Below are 16,882 nucleotides of genomic sequence, written 5' to 3' on the forward strand. Positions count from 1 at the left end.
TCTGCGCGAGGACAGGCAATCAGGCGATGCGCAGCACCCCGGAGGCAGGCGAATGAAGCACGTGGAGAGGTTCCCCCATGCGGTAAGGGAAATCCATCATCTCGAAATCCCGATGCCCGACGGCTGCAAGCTGGCCGCGCGGGTCTGGACGCCGGAAGGTGCGGAGCGGGCGCCGGTGCCCGCGATCCTTGAATACCTGCCCTATCGCAAGAACGATTTCACCACCGCGCGCGATGCCTCGATGCAGCCCTATCTGGCCGCGCATGGCTATGCGGTGATCCGGCTTGACCTGCGCGGGGCAGGGGATTCCGAGGGGCTGATGCTTGACGAATACCTGCCGCAGGAATTGCAGGACGGCTGCGACGCCATCGCCTGGACCGCCGAGCAGCCCTGGTGCAATGGCCAGGTCGGGATGATCGGCATTTCCTGGGGCGGTTTCAACGGCTTGCAGATCGCCGCGTTGCAGCCGCCCGCGCTCCGGGCGGTGGTGACGCTGTGTTCCACCGATGACCGCTACGCGGATGACATTCACTACATGGGCGGCTGTCTGCTGGGCGAACAGCTGAGCTGGGCCTCGATCATGTTCGGGCGCAACACGCTGCCGCCCGATCCGGCCAATGTCGGCGATAAGTGGCGCGACATGTGGCTGGAGCGGCTGGAGGGCAGCGGGCTGTGGCTGAAAAACTGGCTGAAGCATCAGCGGCGCGATGAGTTCTGGCGGCATGGCTCGATCTGCGAGGACTGGTCGCGGGTTGAGGTGCCGGTCTATGCAATTTCCGGCTGGGCCGATGGCTATTGCCGCACGGTGTTTCGCCTGATGGAGAACCTGCAGGGGCCGAAAAAGGGCCTCGTCGGTCCCTGGGCGCATCGCTATCCGCATCAGGGCGAGCCCGGACCGGCGATCGGATTTCTTCAGGAGGAATTGCGCTGGTGGGATCACTGGCTCAAGGGGCAGGAGACCGGCATCATGGACGAGCCGATGCTGCGGCTTTACATGCTGGACAGCGTGCGGCCCGAAGGCCATTACGAGACCCGTCCGGGCCGCTGGATCGCCGAGCCGTGCTGGCCCTCGCCGAATGTGGCGCGCACCCTCTTTCACCTCACCCCGCACGGCGGCCTGAGCCGCGAACGCCCGCAAGGCGGTGCGGTGTTGCAGCACCACAGCCCCGGCGATGTCGGCATGGCCTCGGGCAAGTGGTGCGGTTACGGCACCCCGGGCGATGCGCCGGTGGATCAGCGGCGCGAGGACGGCGGCAGCTTGTGTTTCGAGATCGACATCCCCGAGGCGGGGCTCGCGTTTGCGGGCGACGCGAATGTGCATCTGCGCCTGAGCGCCGACCGGCCCATGGCGCAGGTGGCCGCGCGGCTGGTGGACGTGCATCCCGATGGGCGCGCCACGCGGCTGTCATTTGGTGTGCTGAACCTGACGCATCGCAACGGCCATGAAAGTCCCGAGCCGCTCGAACCGGGCACGGTCTATGACGTGACCATCCCGATGAAGCATGTCGCGCAATCGCTGCCTGCGGGCCACCGGTTGCGGCTGGCGCTGTCGAGCAGCTATTTTCCGATGATCTGGCCCGCGCCGGAGCCGGTCACGCTGAGCGTCCATACCGAGGGCAGCGCGCTGGAACTGCCGCTGCGCGCGCCCGCCGCGCTGGACGAGACGCTGGCCCCGTTCGAAGAACCCGTCGCCGCGCCGCCGCCCCCGACCGAGCAGATCGCCGATCCCGAAACCTGGTTTCGTGTGGTCGAGGATGCCGCGACCGGAGAGACACGGATGGAGATCGCCGATGGTGACGGCGTCACGCGGCTGCTGCGCAATGACATCACCCTGCACGACCAGGGTTATGAGACATTTGGCGTGATGCCCGATGACGTGACCACCGCCTGGGGACGGACCCGGTGGCATTATGGGCTGAGCCGGGGCGACTGGTCGGTGCGGTCGGAGACCAGCACCATGCTGCGCGGCGTCGCGGATGATTTCATCATCACCGCCGAGTTGCGTGCATGGGAAGGTGACGACCTGATCGTTGAAAAACGCTGGGAGGAGCGGATCGCGCGGGATCATATGTGAGCGGATATTCGCGAGGCAAGCGTCATCTCGCGAAGCTATGCGAAATATGCCGACGCCGCTCTGCGTGGCATCATCTGCACAGACATCAAAAAACGTCAAACAGGGAGAATATTGAAATGAAACGGACAACAACCACGCGCCGGACCTTTCTCGGGACCACCGCCGCGATCGGGGCGATGGGCCTTTTGCCGGGCTGGCCGACGGCCGGCTTTGCGCAGGGTGGCGGCACGCTGCGTCTGCGTATCGACGGCGACAACAACGTGCTCGATCCGGGTTACATGGTCGGCGGCACCGAGGTCGAGGCGCAAAAGCAATGCCTGCCTTTCCTCGCCGAATATGTGCAGGAGGGCGACACCTTCACCTGGCGGCCGACCTATTATGTGACCAAGCTCGAACAGCGCGATCCGACGCATATCGACTTTGAGCTGACCGAGGGTCTGATGTGGTCGAACGGCTACGGCATGCTCAAGGCGTCGGACGTCAAATTCTCCTATGAACGGATGAAGGAGAGCGACTGGTCGGGCTATTTCGACGCGCTCGATCATGTCGAGGTGACCGGCGACCTGACCGGCACGATCGTGCTCAACAAGCCGTTCGCGCCGTTCCAGATGGTCACGCTCTGCCACGGCCCGGGTGCCATTGTGTGCGAGCAGGCGGTCAAGGATGCGGGTGGCACCTTCACGGTGGATTTCCCGGCGATCTGTGGGCCCTATACCTACAAGGCGACCCCCGGTCAGCGCGCGGTGTTCGAGTTGAACCCCGAATGGACCGGCCCCGCGCCGGGCTTTGAGCGGGTGGAATGCAACGTGATCACCGAGGTCAAGGCGGCAGAACTGGCCTATGATGCGGGCGAGCTTGATTGCACCGAACTGGGCTCGGACACGCTGGCGCGCTACCGCAAGGACATGCCGGCCGACACTGCCGTCACCACCGCAGGTGAGTTGCAATATCTCTGGATGGGGATGAATACCGAGCATCCCAAGTTGCAGGATATCCGCGTGCGCCGCGCGATTCAGCATGCGGTCGATGTGGACACGATCCTTGCCGGGGCTTATTCAAACACGACCGCCAAATCGCACGGCATCATCTGCCCGGGCCTTCTGGGGCAGCGCACCGAGACCGGCTACGACTACGATCCGGCCAAGGCCAAGGCGCTTCTCGACGAGGCGGGCGTATCGGGGCTCGAGGTGACGCTGCGCACGCTCAACAATCAGGAGCGGATGCTGGCGGCGCAGATCATCCAGGCCAATCTGGCCGCGGTGGGCATCACCGTGAAGGTGCTGCCGGTCGATAGCGGCCCGTTCTGGGAAATGGGCCAGGAGAGCAAGGGCGACACCTGGCAGGAGCTGGAGCTGTGGCTGATGCGGTTCGGCACCACGCCCGACCCCTACGAGGCGACGCAGTGGTTCACCTCGAACCAGGTCGGCATCTGGAACTGGGAGCGCTGGACGGACGAGGAATACGACCGTCTCTATGAAGAGGGCATCGCCGAGACCGACGAGGCCAAGCGCCGCGAGATCTATCTGCGGATGCAGCAGATCATGGAGGATACCGGCGCCTATGTCTGGATCAACCACGAGCCGGAATCCTACGCGCATCACGACACGATCACGATCAACGCCGCGCCCTCGGGCGAGTTGAACTATCGTCGTTTCAGCAAGGCGTGATCACAAGGCCAGCCCGCGTCGCGCGTTGCGACCGGGCTGGCCCCGCAAGCCCCAAGGCGCAGGAGACCGCCGGTGCTCTATTACCTGATAAAGCGGCTTGGCCTCTCGGCGGTGGTGATCGGCCTCGTCGTGCTGGTGCTGTTCTCGCTCCTGCATCTCATTCCCGGCGATCCGGCGACGATTGCCCTTGGCCCGCGCGCCACGCCCGAGGCGATAGCGCGCTATGCCGCGAAGATGCATCTCGATGAGCCGGTCTGGCGGCAATTCCTGATCTATATCGGTAATGCCGCCACGGGCGATCTGGGCGTCGACGTATTCTCCGACCGCCCCGTGACCGCGATCATCATGGAGCGGATCGGCTTCACGCTGGCGCTGATCTGCGCGGGCATGGGCTGGGCCATGCTGCTGGGGATTCCTCTGGGCTGCCTTGCGGCGGTCCGGCCCAACAGCTGGCTTGATCGGGTGACGGGGGTGCTGTCGGTGGGCACCATCGCGGTGCCGTCCTTTCTGGTCTCGATCTGGGCGCTTCTGATCTTTGCCGTGTATCTGCGATGGCTTCCGGCCATCGGCGCGGGCGAGCCGGGCGATACCGCCGATCAACTGACGCATCTGGTGCTGCCCGCCTTTGCCATCGGGTTGAGCTGGGTGGGGTATCTGGCGCGGATGGTGCGTGCCTCGATGCTGGAGGTGATGGGCGAGACCTACATCCGCGCGGCGCGCGCCTTTGGCCTGCATCCCCGGCAGGTGGTGTTCGGCTACGCGCTGCGCGTGGCCATCCTGCCCACCATCACGCTGATCGGCATGGGCTTTGGCGGCATGATCTCCTCGGCGGTCTTTGCCGAGATCATCTTTGCCCGGCCCGGCATCGGCAAGCTGATCTTCGATGCCGTGATGGCGCGCAATTTCCCTGTCGTGCAGGGCGCGGTTCTGGTGGCCACCGGCCTCTATATCCTCGTCGTCCTGTTTTCCGATGTCCTCATAGCCTGGTTTGATCCCCGTGTCCGAGAATCGCTCTGAATCCGAAACCGGTATCCCGGCGGTCGATGCATCGGGCCTTCCCGACCACGTGATGGATGCCGAGATCCGCGAGTCCGCCGCCCGCGAGCGCCGCGAAAAGCTGCGCCTGTTCCTGACCAACTGGCAGGGACTGACCGGGCTGATCTTGGTCACGCTGTTCTTTGCCAGCGCCATCTTCGCGCCGTGGCTGGCTCCCTATGACCCCAATGCGCTGGATGTGCCGGCGCGTCTGTCGGGGCCCACGCTGGAGCATCTGGCGGGCACCGACCAGCTTGGTCGGGATACGCTGTCACGCATCCTCTATGGTGGGCGCGTGGCGCTCAAGATCGCGGCAATCGGGGTGTCGGTGGCGCTGGTTGTCGGCCTGATCCTCGGCATGATCGCCGGGTTCGGGCCGCGCTGGCTCGACAGTCTGCTGTTGCTGGTGTTTGACACCGTGCGCTCGTTTCCGACCATCGTGCTGGCGCTGGCGATGGTGGCGTTGACCGGGCCCAGCCTTGGCATGGTGCTGGCCATCGTCATCATCACCTCGATCCCGCAATATGCGCGTGTCGCCCGCACCGCGACGCTGACCCTGCGCAACACCGACTTCATCCTCGCCGAACGCTCGCTCGGGGCCAGCATGACGCGCACGCTGGTGCATCATGTCATGCCAAACGTGATCGGGCCTCTGCTGATCCTGGCGGCGATGGATGTGCCGGTGGTGGTCACGATCGAGGCGGGGCTGAGCTTTCTGGGGCTTGGCGTGCTGCCGCCCACGGCAAGCTGGGGCACGATCCTCAACGAGGGCTACCTGGTGATCCGCGACGCGCCCTGGATGGTGATCGCGGGGGGTATCCCGCTGATCTTGACCACACTCGGGTTCACCTTTCTCGGCGAGGCGCTGCGCGACATTTTCGATCCACGCATGGGAAAGGGACGCTGACATGCCAAGAGACATGCCCGAGACGCCTGAAACCCTGCTCGACATCCGCAACCTGTCGGTCGATTTCCGCACCCCGCGCGGACGGGTGAGGGCGCTGCGCGACATCACTTTCCCGATCCGCAAGGGCCGTATCGTCGGCATCGTGGGCGAGAGCGGTTCGGGCAAATCCACGGTGCTCTGGGCGTTGCTGGGCCTTTTGGCTGGCAATGCCGAGGTGATGGGTGGCGAGGTGCGCTTTGGTGCGCGCGACCTGTTGCATGCCGATGAGGCGCAGTTGCGGGCCATCCGGGGCGAAGAGATTTCGGTGGTGTTCCAGGACCCGATGACCAGTCAGATCCCGGTGCTGACCTATGCCCGGCAGATGCGCGACATCCTTTATCGGCGGCCCGACGCCTCTGCCGCCGAAAAGCGGCGCATGGCCGTCGAGATGCTGGGCAAGGTCGGCATTCCCGACCCTGACAAGCGGATTGACCAGTATCCGCATCATTTCTCGGGTGGCATGCGGCAGCGTGCGGGCATTGCGATGGCGCTGCTGACCGGGCCGCAACTGCTGCTGGCGGACGAGCCGACCACCGCGCTCGACGTGACGATGGAGGCGCAGATCATCCACCTGTTGCAGGACCTGCAAAAGGAACTGGAGGCGACGGTCGTGGTGGTCTCGCACAATCTCGGCCTGATCGCGGAACTGTGCGACGATGTGGTGGTGATGTATGCCGGAGAGGTGATCGAGGCGGGTGAGGTGCACGAGATCTTTCACAACGCGCAGCACCCCTATACCCGCGCCCTGCTGGAATGCGACCCGGCGCGGATCGACGACGTATCGCGCAAGCTGCCGGTCATTCCCGGCGATATTCCGGACCTCACCAAGCCGCGTTCGGGCTGCATCTATGCGCCGCGTTGTCAGCGCGCGATGCCGGTCTGCCACGAGGTGACGCCCCCGGATGTCGCGCGGGGCGGGATGGGACTTGCGCGGTGTCACCTGCTGGGCGGGCCGCATCACGACCCAAGCTGGCCGCCGCCGCTTGATGTGATGACCGTGGGGCAGGGTGAGGCCAGCGTGAGCAAGCCCGCCCGCGTCAAGAGCGACAGCTCGCTGCTGGAGGTGTCGGACCTGAACGTGCAGTTCGAGACCGTGGGGCCGCTGCGTGCGCGGCTGAAGGGGATCAAGACGAGGCATGTCGACGCCGTGCTCGATGTGAGCCTGTCGGTCGCCCCCGGTGAAACCGTGGGGCTGGTCGGCGAAAGCGGCTCTGGCAAGACGACGCTGGGGCGCAGTATTCTCAACCTCGTGGCGTCACAGGCGGGTCGCGTGCGCTTTGAGGGTGAGGATATCCGCAACATGCCCGAGGCCCGGTTCAAGCCGCTGCGCCGGGATATGACGATGATGTTCCAGGATCCGGTTGGCTCGCTTTCCCCGCGCAAATCGGTGCGCGCGCTGATCACCGAACCGTTCCAGATCCACGGGCTTGCGGGTGTCGATCTCGACGCCGAGGCCGAGCGGCTGGCCGAAATGGTGCGCCTGCCCAAGCCGTTCCTGTCGCGCTATCCGCATGAGCTGTCGGGCGGGCAGGCGCGGCGGGTGGGCGTGGCGCGCGCGCTGGCGCTGAACCCCAAGCTGATCATCGCGGATGAGCCGACTGCCGGGCTTGACGTGTCGGTGCAGGGCGAGATCCTCAACCTGATGGCCGATCTTCAGGCCGAACACGGGCTGGGATACCTGATCATCACCCACAACCTGCCGGTGGTGCGCCACATCGCCGACCGGCTGGCGATCATGTATCTGGGGCGCATCGTCGAGGAAGGGCGCACGGCGGAGGTGTTCGACCGCCCGGTGCATCCCTACACCCGCGCGCTGGTCGAAGGTGTGCCGCAGCCCGACCCCGACCGGCGCCGCGTGCATGTGTCGATCTCGGGCGAGGTGCCGAGCCTGCTGAACCGGCCGAAGGGCTGCGATTTTGCAGGGCGTTGCCCCTTGGCGCAGGAGCGTTGCCGCGCCGAGAAGCCGCCGCATGTGACCATGGCCGACGGTCGCCGCCACGCCTGCCATTTCCCGCTGGGTTGATCCCGGCTCAGTCCCCGGAAAAGAAGAGAAAAGAATGAGCTACGGCATATATATCGGGCGCAACCAGACCGCCGACGGACGCGCCTATCTGGCAGGCTACGGCGATGAGCCAAGCAGTCACTGGCTGGAACTGAACCCGCGCGCGCACCACCCCGAGGGCAGCACGATCACCGTCGGCGTGACGCCACAGGCGGATATGCCGGGCCGGTTGAGCGACATTCCCCAAGCCGCCGAAACGCTGCGCAACCTGCGGGTCAGCTACAGTTATTACCTCGGTGTGCCGGGGCCGCTGACCAATGGCGGGCTGAATGAATGCGGGGTCGCGGTGCGCGATATCTGGGCGACCTCGCGCGCGGAGTTGATCGCGATGACGCCCGAGGATCAGAGCGGGCCGAATTATTCCGACCTCGCGCGCCTTGTGGTCGAGCGGGCGCGGAGCGCGCGCGAGGGCGTGGAGATGATCGGGCAACTGATCGCCACGCATGGCTATTCCACCTATGGCGGCAATTCCCACATGATCGCCGACCCGATTGAGGCCTGGGTTGTGATCGAGTTTGCCGGGGGCAGGGGGCTTTGGTGTGCCGAGCGGCTGGGGCCCGACAGCATCCGCGCCGCGCGCCCGGGCTATATCGGCGAGATACCGGACGCCCCCGGCGAGGATTTCCTCTTTCCGCCGCATTTCTTTGACACCGCGCGCGAGATGGGCTGGTGGTCGCCGCAGGATGGCCCGTTCGATGTCAATCGCATCTACGGCGACGGCAAGCATCGCTGGGACGGGGTGGCGTGGATCGAAGACGAGATGCGCGCCCGCGCCGCGCGCCCCGAAAAGATAGGGCTGGAGGATGTGTTCTGGTCGATCAGCACCGAGCGTCTGACCGGCGATACCGCCGGGTATGGTCAGGTCGTCCCGCTGGTCCATCCCGCGCATGGCGCGCTGCGCATGATGTGGCACGCGCCGGTCGGTCCGGTGACCGCGCCGCTTTTGCCGGTCTTTATGGGGCAAAGCTCCGTGCCACCGGCCTGGCAGAAGCACCGCTACCTTACAGCTGGAGAGAGCCACCGCTTCCATGATTGTCGCAAGTTGGACAAGGATCCGGACACGGTTTCACATGTACCGCAGGGCGTCGAGAGCGGGCTTTGCGCATTCCAGGAATTCAAGAGACTGATGCATCTGGCCTTCCAGAAACCGGACCCCATCCTGAATGAGGTCTGGACACATTGGCGTGCGATCGAGACTGGCGTAAACGCCGGTATACCCAACATCTTGTGCGCCGCCGGTCATATTCTGGAGGCAGGTGAAGAGGCACTGGCATCGCAGATTCTGACCGAGTTCAGCCATGCACACATGGCCCGGGCATTGGCCGATTGCCAGGCGTTGTCGGCAGCAGCCCATGCAAGGCTACGCGCGCAGAATGAACTGAACATGACCCGTGAACCACGAAAACTCGATCAGATATGGTAGTTCGGAACCGGTCGGCCCGGCAAAGCAGAACCCACGTCAGAGCACAGACTTCAGGATGGTCCCTGAGCGTCCGATCTCTCCAGGTTTACGTTTGGTCAGCGTGAGACTGCGCCGACCAAAGCCTCTAGAAACTCTTGCGTGTTTGCAGGGTTGAGCCATCTCATCACGGCGACAAGATCCTGTTCCGGGCTGATCCAGAGACAGTTTCCTCCCGCTCCAAGAGCGCTGAACGCCGTCGATGGCAGCTTGGGGTTGGCGTCACGGCCGCGATTGAGCCACCAGAGAAAGCCGTATTTGTCGAGTGTCGGCGTCGGCTCCAGCGATTGCTTCATCCAGTCTTCCGGCAAAATCTGCTCACCCTCCCAAGCGCCGTTCTGGCTGATGAATGCGCCAAACCTTGCATGATCGTCGGCGCTGATGAACAGCCCACCACCCCAATGCCCGCCACCTGTGACCGACTGCATGCGCTGCCCGTCAATCTCAATCCAGGAGGTTGAATAGCCTTGCCAACACCATTGATCAGACGCGCCGATGCGGTCCATGATCCGCTCGCGCAACACCTCTGGCAATGGCCGCCGAAACCGGCTCAGCAAGGCGTAGGCAAGCGCGTTCACGCGGACATCGTTATATTCATAATAGCTGCCGGGAGGACCGACATCGCGCAGTTGCCCTTTGAGGCTATTGTCGGCACCAACGCCTATCTGACGGTAGTGATCGACCTGATCATCCTTGCTGAAAATTTCGCCGCGCCACTCGCTGTTCATCTGAAGCATGTGACGCCAGGTGATCCTGGAATTGTGAGGGCTGGCGAAATAGGGGCCGTCCACCGTGTTGTTGATTGGGGCGTCCAGGTCCGAAATCAGCCCATCCTTCACGGCAAGGCCGGCAAGCACCGAAAGATAACTCTTCGCGATCGAGAACGTCATGTCCGCCCGCCCTGTGTCACCCCACGCGGCGACCCGTTCCCCGCCGTGCAGGATGACCCCCGCGGGCCCGCCACGTTCGGCAACAGGGCCAATGATCTCGGTCCAAGGGCCGCTTTCATTCCACTCGACATTGCCGACATAGGAGCCGTCAGGATAATACATGCTGCGCGGCCAAGCTGTCTCATGCGCCAATGCAAAATCGACGACAGTCTGGAGTTGTGGAGTTGCCGCGTAAGAGGTCATGACGTCTGGCTTTCTTCTTTTTGTGGCCCCCGCCCCAAGAAATCCTGTCTCTGACCGGAGTCGGCGGGTGTAATTCTAGATGTGGTGAGGATCACTGAAACGGTCCTCGATGAGCGTTCAGTGGCGACCTTGCTGGGTGAGGCCACAGCGCGAACTCTTCATAGATGCGCCTGTTTGTAAACATCAATTCATGTTTCGCGTCCGGTCTGGGCGGGATGCGTCGCAAGTGCCGGCCTAGGTAGCCAAAGCCACTGGCTGCGGGGATGGAACAATAGGTCGGCGGTCTGGTTCAGTTCCAAGTGCCGGGTCGGAGAGCCACAGGCACCAGACCAGAGTTCCACAGCCAGACAGGAGACATCCATGGTAACCACAGTCGGAAACGAAAGCAGTTTTGACGATCTTGTTAAGAATCTGATTCTTCTCGAATATGATGCCATCGCCGCATACGAGAGTACGATCGAGCATCTGTCAGACGATGCCTTGAGCAGCCAGGTCGAAACGTTTCGGCACGACCACCTGCAACACCTCGACGTCTTGAAAAACATGGCGCGGGCAGATGCGTTTGCGGCACCGACGGAAGGCGACATGAAGCAGATGCTGACGACTGGCAAGATCGCAATGGCGGATCTCGCGGGCGACGGTGCCATACTGAAGGCGATGAAGACGAATGAGGATGATACGGTTACCGCATATGAGCGGGCATTGAACCGTCCCGACGCCAGACCGGAATCGCGCGCGTTTTTCGAGAAGGCCCTCGCAGATGAACGCCGGCACCGGGCGTGGATGCAGGACGTCGCTGAAACATTGTGACGCAGCACCATCGACCGGGGCGGCAGGGTTGACCGAGGCGCTTTGCCGCCCCCAAGGCTACTCCGAACGGGCGTTTATTGTACACGACACCCGCTGCCCGGACGGTCGCCCCGCCTGGCGCCTGTTCCGCAGGCTGACCAATCATACCGGAAAATTCGAGGAGATCTGAATGTCATGGCGCTCCTGATCGGTTTCGGCCTCGTGGTATTGTTAGGGGCGGGACATCATTTTGCTCTCGTCGGCCTGCGGTACACGACTGCTCATGCGAACAGGCATCCGCACCGGGCTATCATATCGGTTTTTCTGGGGCTGGTTGCGATTCACGTGACGGAGATCCTGATGTTCGCAGGTGCCTACCGGATATTGCTGTCATGGCACTGGACCGGCTCGCTGATCGGGGTCGATGATGGATGGCGCGATATCGTCTACTATTCGGGTATCAACTTTACCACGTTGGGTTACACCGACATCGAGGCGGAGGGGCCAATCCGGCTGATCAGCATGATGCAATCCCTGGGTGGCTTCATGATACTGACCTGGTCGGCGACATTCATCTATACGGTGTGGAAGAGGGCGTTGAACGAGCTTTAGCAGGCTGCTGAAATAGTCCTGCCTCGACAGTGATTTGAGAACATGATTCACTTCCCCAGACGAAAGTGGCGGGGGTGATGATGCGCGGGACGGACGAGACGAGTTGGGCGCTGTTTAGCTATGTTGATCTCGAAGAGCGAATCCCCGCGCGGCATCCGCTGCGCAAGATCAGGCAGGTGGTCAACGACGCGCTGGCCAGTCTGGATGCAGATTTCGAGGCGCTTTACATCGATTTCGGGCGGCCCTCGATCCCGCCCGAGCGGCTGATCCGGGCAAGCCTTCTGCAAATTCTTTTCTCCATCCGGTCTGAACGCCAGTTGATGGAGCAGATGAATTACAACCTGCTGTTCCGCTGGTTCGTGGGCCTCGGGGTTGATGATCCGGTCTGGGTCCCGACGGTATTCACGAAGAACCGCGACCGGCTGCTGACCACCGAGATGTCGCGCAAGGTGATGGCGGCGATTTTGGCGCATCAGGAAGTCGCGCCCCTGTTGTCGGACGAGCACTTTTCGGTCGACGGCACGTTGATCAAGGCCTGGGCTTCCATGAAGAGTTTCCAACCGCGGGCGGAGGGCGCGCCGCCCGACGACGCGGGACCTGGCGATCCACCCACACAGGATACCCCCGCCGAGACCCAGCCCGGACAGACCCAGAAAGAAACCGAACCGATGACCCGCCCAACACACCGCCACCGCAACACTGAAGTCGACTTCAAGGGCGAGAAGCGCTCGAACGCGACGCATGCCTCGGTCACCGATCCTGACGCACGGCTCTACAAGAAATCCCCCGGCACGGGTGCGGTGCTTTGCTTCATGGGGCATACGTTGATGGAAAACCGGCACGGATTTGTCGTGCAGGGTGATCTGACCCAGGCCGACGGTCATGCCGAACGCAAGGCAGCGCTGGACATGGTCCATCGCCATTCCCCCGGATCGACCCGGCGGCTGACGCTGGGTGCCGACAAGGGGTATGACGCGGCCGGGTTCGTCGCCGACCTGAGGCAAGCCTGCGTCACGCCCCACGTCGCCCAGAAATCGAGACATTCAGCAATCGACGGGCGAACCACCCGGCATGCAGGCTACGCCTTGTCCCAGAAGCATCGAAAGAAGATCGAAGAACCGTTCGGATGGGCCAAAACAGTCGGCGGCATGGCCCAGACCATGTATCGGGGCGTCGAGCGCGTCCGATCCCGCTTCGTCCTGACGATGGCCGCCAGCAATCTCGCCCGGCTGCCGCGGTTGCTGGGGGCATGAAGGGGGAAATGGCATCGGGAACAAGAAGCGGACCCGCCGACGGATATAACGATCACGCGACCCAAGCCCAAGGGCAAGGAAACCGTTCCGGTTTGGTAACTATTTCAGCGGCCTGTTAGATGTCATTGGCGCGTCGGGGGCCCGAATACCGTCTGGTGCTTTCCGGGGCCTGACGGCGCGGTGGCGACACTGCGGGAAGACGTACATGACACGGCCATGCCCGCGAATTCGCACCTCTGTGCTGTTGGAACATTATCTTGAGGGATGGGTTGAGAGCCCCTGAAGAATGAACTTTCGCGTGGTCTGCAAAAGACCTGGAAGACTCAACTCGAGACGGAGTTTCACAATGCTGACCAAGAACTTAGTCGTCGTGGTCGCTGCCGGACTGGCACTATACACCATCGCGTCCGGTCTGGCCCCCCGCGCCGGTGCTGCATCCTCTGCTCGGCGATCCGATTCAGGCGTTCGTCCGGCAGGACCTGAAACCATGGAAGACCGGCCTCGGAGCTGGGACATGGTTGATGAAAGGGCGGATGAATCCTTTCCCGCCAGCGATCCGCCAGGCACGTATTGACCCAACCGCGAACCGGCATGCAAATGAAAGGAGCGCAGCTGCCATAGTTGACCCGACTGGTGCGAGACGCTGAGACCCGGCTTGGAAAGGGAGGCGCCCGATATCAGTCGCGTTCGGTGCCAAGGCTCATGACCCCCACCGCCATGCCAAGTGCCCCGAATATCAATGCGCCCTGAGCAAGAAACAGTGCCGTAGGTCCGGCGCCCGGCAGGCCTTCGAGCAGCCTCGCAAGACCGGCCGTGTCTGTCTGGACAAGCACCAGGCCGAAGGCACAGCCCATCACCGCACCATTCATGAACTGATCAATCATGAAGCGAACAATCCGAGGCATTTCCTGCCATTTCCGTTGCAGCATAGCGTCCTCCTGTCGCGCGGGGCGTCCGCATTTCCGTAGAACCCGCATCAGAACCGAATGTTCCCAAGATCAGCCGGTGGGGCCAGGATCCGGGCGCTTGGCGATCATGTGGCAAACACTGCATGCAGATAGTCCGGAACATCTTTTCCAACGTCAGGTTGTCCCGTTCAGAAACCAACCCTGAGCAGCAGGAGGACATGCATCATGCACAGTATCATCTATCTCATCGGCCTCGTGGTCGTCGTTCTTGCCGTCATCACACTTGTCTTTTGATCGAGAGGACCGGGAAATGACAAAAAACGAACCGTCCAAAGGACAGACAAAGCAACTTCATGAAGACGCAGCAACACACGGTGCAGCCGCTCGGGACAGCGTTCACGAGACGGCGGCGAAAGTGTCGTCCGAAATGTCGGGTGTTGCTGAAAAGGCAAGGTCGGGTGTCGCACAAGAGGTTCGGGATCTGGCCGGTGCACTACACACCGCAGCAGGAGAGCTGCACGACAGCTCGACTCAGCACCGGATGATCGACAGTCTGGCCGACAACCTCGATCACGTGTCACAGAGCCTGGACGACAAGAGCCTGGGTGACATTCTGGGCGAGTTGAACGACATCGCGCGCCGTCATCCGCTGATGTTCCTGGGTAGTGCTGCCCTGACAGGATTTGTCGCAACGCGGCTGGCAACAGCATCCGCCTCCGACAACCAGCGCTCGGAATCTCGGCGGTCTGATAATCCACCGGTCGGCGACGCGGGGGCCGCGACACAAGATCAGGCGTCACCTTCGATGCCCCGCGCGACCGATCCCACCAGAGGAGAGAATCCATGAACACAGACAAGTCTACCAGCACGATATTGACTGATGCGCTGTCACATATCAGCGGACTGGTGCGCGGCGAGTTCGATCTTGCGCGAAGCGAGTTGAACGAAAACCTTTCCGGCGCAGCAGGTGCCATCGGCATGATTGTCGGAGCTCTGGTCGTAGCATTGACCGCACTGAATGTGCTGTCGGCAGCCCTGGTTACGGCCCTGACCGAGGCGGGCATTCCTGCTGGGTGGTCAGCACTGATCGTCGGGGTGACGTTCGCCGTTATTGCCTATGTGATGCTTCAGAAAGGCAAGGCTGATCTGAAACTCAGCTCGCTCGCCCCCACCCGCACCGCCGAGAATGTCAAACGTGATGCCCATACCGTAAAGGAAAGCTACCATGACGGATGAACATCGTTCACCAGAAGAGATCGAGCGCAGGCTCGAGCAGGAACGCGCGGGTCTGGCAGACAGCCTGGAGGCCCTGAGAGACAATTTTTCGATTGACAGGATCGTCCGGCAGTCTGCCGAGCAGATCCGAGAGCACAGTGGCGACATCGGCGCGTCGGTATCGCGGGCGGTAAAGGACAATCCCTTGGCGGTTGCGTTGACTGGCGTCGGACTGGCCTGGCTGATTTTCGGCAATGGCACAGCCTCGGATTACCGGTCGCGCGGCGCGGGACCCGAGGGCTATGCCGGTGACCACTTCGGTCCCCGACACTCTGCCAGTGCCGAACAGCCCCGGGGCATCACAGAAGGTGATGATCTGCCTTCGTGGATACGCGATGTCGATGACATGCACGACCACGTGGGCACCGGCGCGCGCCCGGGTATGGGGCACTCCGGCGAAGGTGGCAAATTCTCTGAGGTCTCACGCTCTGTTCGAGAGGGTGTTCGCGACACTGCCGGTTCTGCCCGCGACCGCGCCGCAGACATGAAAAAGCGCCTCTCCCAAGGTACGGAGGACCTGACGATAGTGTCCCAGGGCGTGGTGTAAGAGCGCCGACCTTCGGAAAGGTCCAGATCTGATCAGGTCGCCACGGCGGGCAACCTGATGTTTGGATTGTCGTTCACGCGCGCGAGGGTTTCAAGACTCATGTATCGGCGCGCAACGGTCCATTCGTCGTTGGTCTCGAGCATGATCGCGCCGACGAGCCTGATGATGGCGTCATCGTTGGGGAAGATGCCCACGACGTCGGTGCGCCGCTTGATCTCGCGGTTCACCCTCTCCAGCGGGTTCGTCGACGCAATCTGGGTCCAATGCTCGCGCGGGAAGTCCATGTAGGCGAGGACGTCGTCGCGCGAGGCGTCCATGAAGGTGCCGAGCTTGTCCTGCTTTTCTCGCAGCGCGTCGGCGACGGTATCCCACTGGGCTTCGGCCTCGGCCTTGCTTTCCTGGGCGAAGATCGTCTTGAGCATCGCCGCCACGGCCGTGCGCTGCTTGGCCGGAGCATGCGCCAGGGCATTGCGCATCCAGTGAACCCGACAGCGCTGGTGGGTCGCGTTGAAGACCCGGCGCGGTGAGGAGGAAAAGCAAACAGTCCGGGGGACTGTTTGCCCGACGAACGCCCGCAGCCCCTTGTGGTCATCGGCGATCACCAGCTTCACGCCGCGCAGGCCGCGGTCGGCCAGGGAGCGCAGGAAATCAGTCCAGAAGGGTAAGCGGGATCAGAAAACGATCCGGGGGTTCGTTTTCCCCGCGCACGCCTCGGAGGGGCCGGTGGCGACACCCAGCACCTCGCGCTTGCCGTCCTCGTTGACTGCGACGGCCACTATCACGGCACGGCTTACGATCCGGCCACCATCGCGCGCCTTCACGTAGGTTGCATCGAGCCAGAGGTAGGGCCAGGCCCCCTCCAAGGGCCGCGACAGGAACGTGTTCACGCGCTCGTCGATCTCGGCGCAGAGCCGGCTAACCTGGCTCTTCGACATGCCGCCCGCGCCCATGGCCTTAACCAGATCGTCCACCGAGCGGGTGGAAATCCCCTGAACGTAGGCTTCCTGTATCACTGCCACGAGGGCCTTCTCGGCCGTGCGCCGGGGCTCGAGGAAACTGGGAAGGTAGCTGCCCTTGCGCAGCTTCGGGATCTCCAGCGGGATGCGACCCGCCCGGGTGTCC

Annotated in this window: 15 protein-coding genes and 1 pseudogene; 13 read left to right on the forward strand and 3 right to left on the reverse strand. The window is 62.9% G+C overall.

The window, feature by feature from the left end; translation table 11 throughout:
* The first annotated feature begins 112 nt into the window (after window positions 1–112).
* From ACSSV4_RS14470 to ACSSV4_RS14495, 6 genes are all read left to right on the forward strand, one after another.
* Window positions 113–2,074 carry a CocE/NonD family hydrolase gene (locus ACSSV4_RS14470; RefSeq protein ID WP_454275839.1) on the forward strand — a complete coding sequence of 654 codons (1,962 nt, stop codon included), beginning with the start codon at window positions 113–115 and terminating at the stop codon, window positions 2,072–2,074.
* Window positions 2,075–2,190: 116 nt separating this feature from the next.
* Entirely contained in the window at window positions 2,191–3,741 is a 1,551-nt protein-coding gene (locus ACSSV4_RS14475; RefSeq protein WP_454275840.1) for an ABC transporter substrate-binding protein, read from the forward strand.
* Window positions 3,742–3,813: 72 nt separating this feature from the next.
* Window positions 3,814–4,758, forward strand: a complete 945-nt coding sequence (locus ACSSV4_RS14480; RefSeq protein WP_454275841.1) for an ABC transporter permease — start codon at window positions 3,814–3,816, stop codon at window positions 4,756–4,758.
* Window positions 4,739–5,683 (forward strand): ABC transporter permease, encoded by a 945-nt coding sequence (locus ACSSV4_RS14485; RefSeq protein ID WP_454275842.1) that lies wholly within the window; start codon window positions 4,739–4,741, stop codon window positions 5,681–5,683. The genes ACSSV4_RS14480 and ACSSV4_RS14485 overlap by 20 nt, the downstream gene beginning before the upstream one ends.
* Before the next feature lies 1 nt (window position 5,684).
* Window positions 5,685–7,745 (forward strand): dipeptide ABC transporter ATP-binding protein, encoded by a 2,061-nt coding sequence (locus tag ACSSV4_RS14490; protein WP_454275843.1) that lies wholly within the window; start codon window positions 5,685–5,687, stop codon window positions 7,743–7,745.
* A 34-nt stretch (window positions 7,746–7,779) separates the two neighbouring features.
* Window positions 7,780–9,207, forward strand: a complete 1,428-nt coding sequence (locus tag ACSSV4_RS14495) for a C69 family dipeptidase (protein ID WP_454275844.1) — start codon at window positions 7,780–7,782, stop codon at window positions 9,205–9,207.
* Window positions 9,208–9,302: 95 nt separating this feature from the next.
* Here the strand turns inward: ACSSV4_RS14495 and ACSSV4_RS14500 are convergent, their stop codons facing one another.
* Entirely contained in the window at window positions 9,303–10,295 is a 993-nt protein-coding gene (locus ACSSV4_RS14500; RefSeq protein ID WP_454275845.1) for a serine hydrolase domain-containing protein, read from the reverse strand.
* A 441-nt stretch (window positions 10,296–10,736) separates the two neighbouring features.
* On the opposite strand from ACSSV4_RS14500, the gene ACSSV4_RS14505 reads away from it, so the two are divergent.
* The 4 genes from ACSSV4_RS14505 to ACSSV4_RS14520 all read left to right on the forward strand — a co-directional run bounded on the left by ACSSV4_RS14505 (window position 10,737) and on the right by ACSSV4_RS14520 (window position 13,604).
* A complete protein-coding gene (locus tag ACSSV4_RS14505) occupies window positions 10,737–11,186 on the forward strand; it encodes a DUF2383 domain-containing protein (protein ID WP_454275846.1) in 450 nt (149 codons plus the stop codon).
* A gap of 174 nt (window positions 11,187–11,360) precedes the next feature.
* Complete coding sequence (locus ACSSV4_RS14510; RefSeq protein WP_454275847.1) at window positions 11,361–11,777, forward strand: ion channel; 417 nt, start codon at window positions 11,361–11,363, stop codon at window positions 11,775–11,777.
* Window positions 11,778–11,857: 80 nt separating this feature from the next.
* Window positions 11,858–13,030 carry an IS5 family transposase gene (locus ACSSV4_RS14515; protein ID WP_454275848.1) on the forward strand — a complete coding sequence of 391 codons (1,173 nt, stop codon included), beginning with the start codon at window positions 11,858–11,860 and terminating at the stop codon, window positions 13,028–13,030.
* 346 nt (window positions 13,031–13,376) lie between these two features.
* Window positions 13,377–13,604, forward strand: coding sequence for a hypothetical protein (locus ACSSV4_RS14520; protein ID WP_454275849.1), 228 nt, complete (start codon window positions 13,377–13,379; stop codon window positions 13,602–13,604).
* A gap of 103 nt (window positions 13,605–13,707) precedes the next feature.
* On the opposite strand, the gene ACSSV4_RS14525 is transcribed toward ACSSV4_RS14520, so the two are convergent.
* Window positions 13,708–13,959: a hypothetical protein gene (locus tag ACSSV4_RS14525; RefSeq protein ID WP_454275850.1), complete on the reverse strand. Its 252-nt coding sequence runs from the start codon at window positions 13,957–13,959 to the stop codon at window positions 13,708–13,710.
* Between the two features lie 289 nt (window positions 13,960–14,248).
* Here ACSSV4_RS14525 and ACSSV4_RS14530 point away from each other — a divergent pair, with 289 nt between their 5' ends.
* From ACSSV4_RS14530 to ACSSV4_RS14540, 3 genes are read left to right on the forward strand one after another with little or no spacing between them, the layout of a single operon-like run.
* The gene (locus tag ACSSV4_RS14530; protein ID WP_454275851.1) at window positions 14,249–14,785 is read left to right on the forward strand and encodes a hypothetical protein; all 537 of its coding nucleotides are present in this window, start codon (window positions 14,249–14,251) and stop codon (window positions 14,783–14,785) included.
* The gene (locus ACSSV4_RS14535; protein WP_454275852.1) at window positions 14,782–15,174 is read left to right on the forward strand and encodes a phage holin family protein; all 393 of its coding nucleotides are present in this window, start codon (window positions 14,782–14,784) and stop codon (window positions 15,172–15,174) included. The genes ACSSV4_RS14530 and ACSSV4_RS14535 overlap by 4 nt, the downstream gene beginning before the upstream one ends.
* Window positions 15,164–15,760 carry a DUF3618 domain-containing protein gene (locus ACSSV4_RS14540; RefSeq protein WP_454275853.1) on the forward strand — a complete coding sequence of 199 codons (597 nt, stop codon included), beginning with the start codon at window positions 15,164–15,166 and terminating at the stop codon, window positions 15,758–15,760. The genes ACSSV4_RS14535 and ACSSV4_RS14540 overlap by 11 nt, the downstream gene beginning before the upstream one ends.
* 32 nt (window positions 15,761–15,792) lie before the next feature.
* On the opposite strand, the pseudogene ACSSV4_RS14545 reads toward ACSSV4_RS14540, so the two are convergent.
* Window positions 15,793–16,882, reverse strand: a pseudogene (locus ACSSV4_RS14545) (IS256 family transposase); the annotation flags it as partial.

It is taken from the genome of Roseovarius sp. MBR-154, from assembly GCF_053628595.1.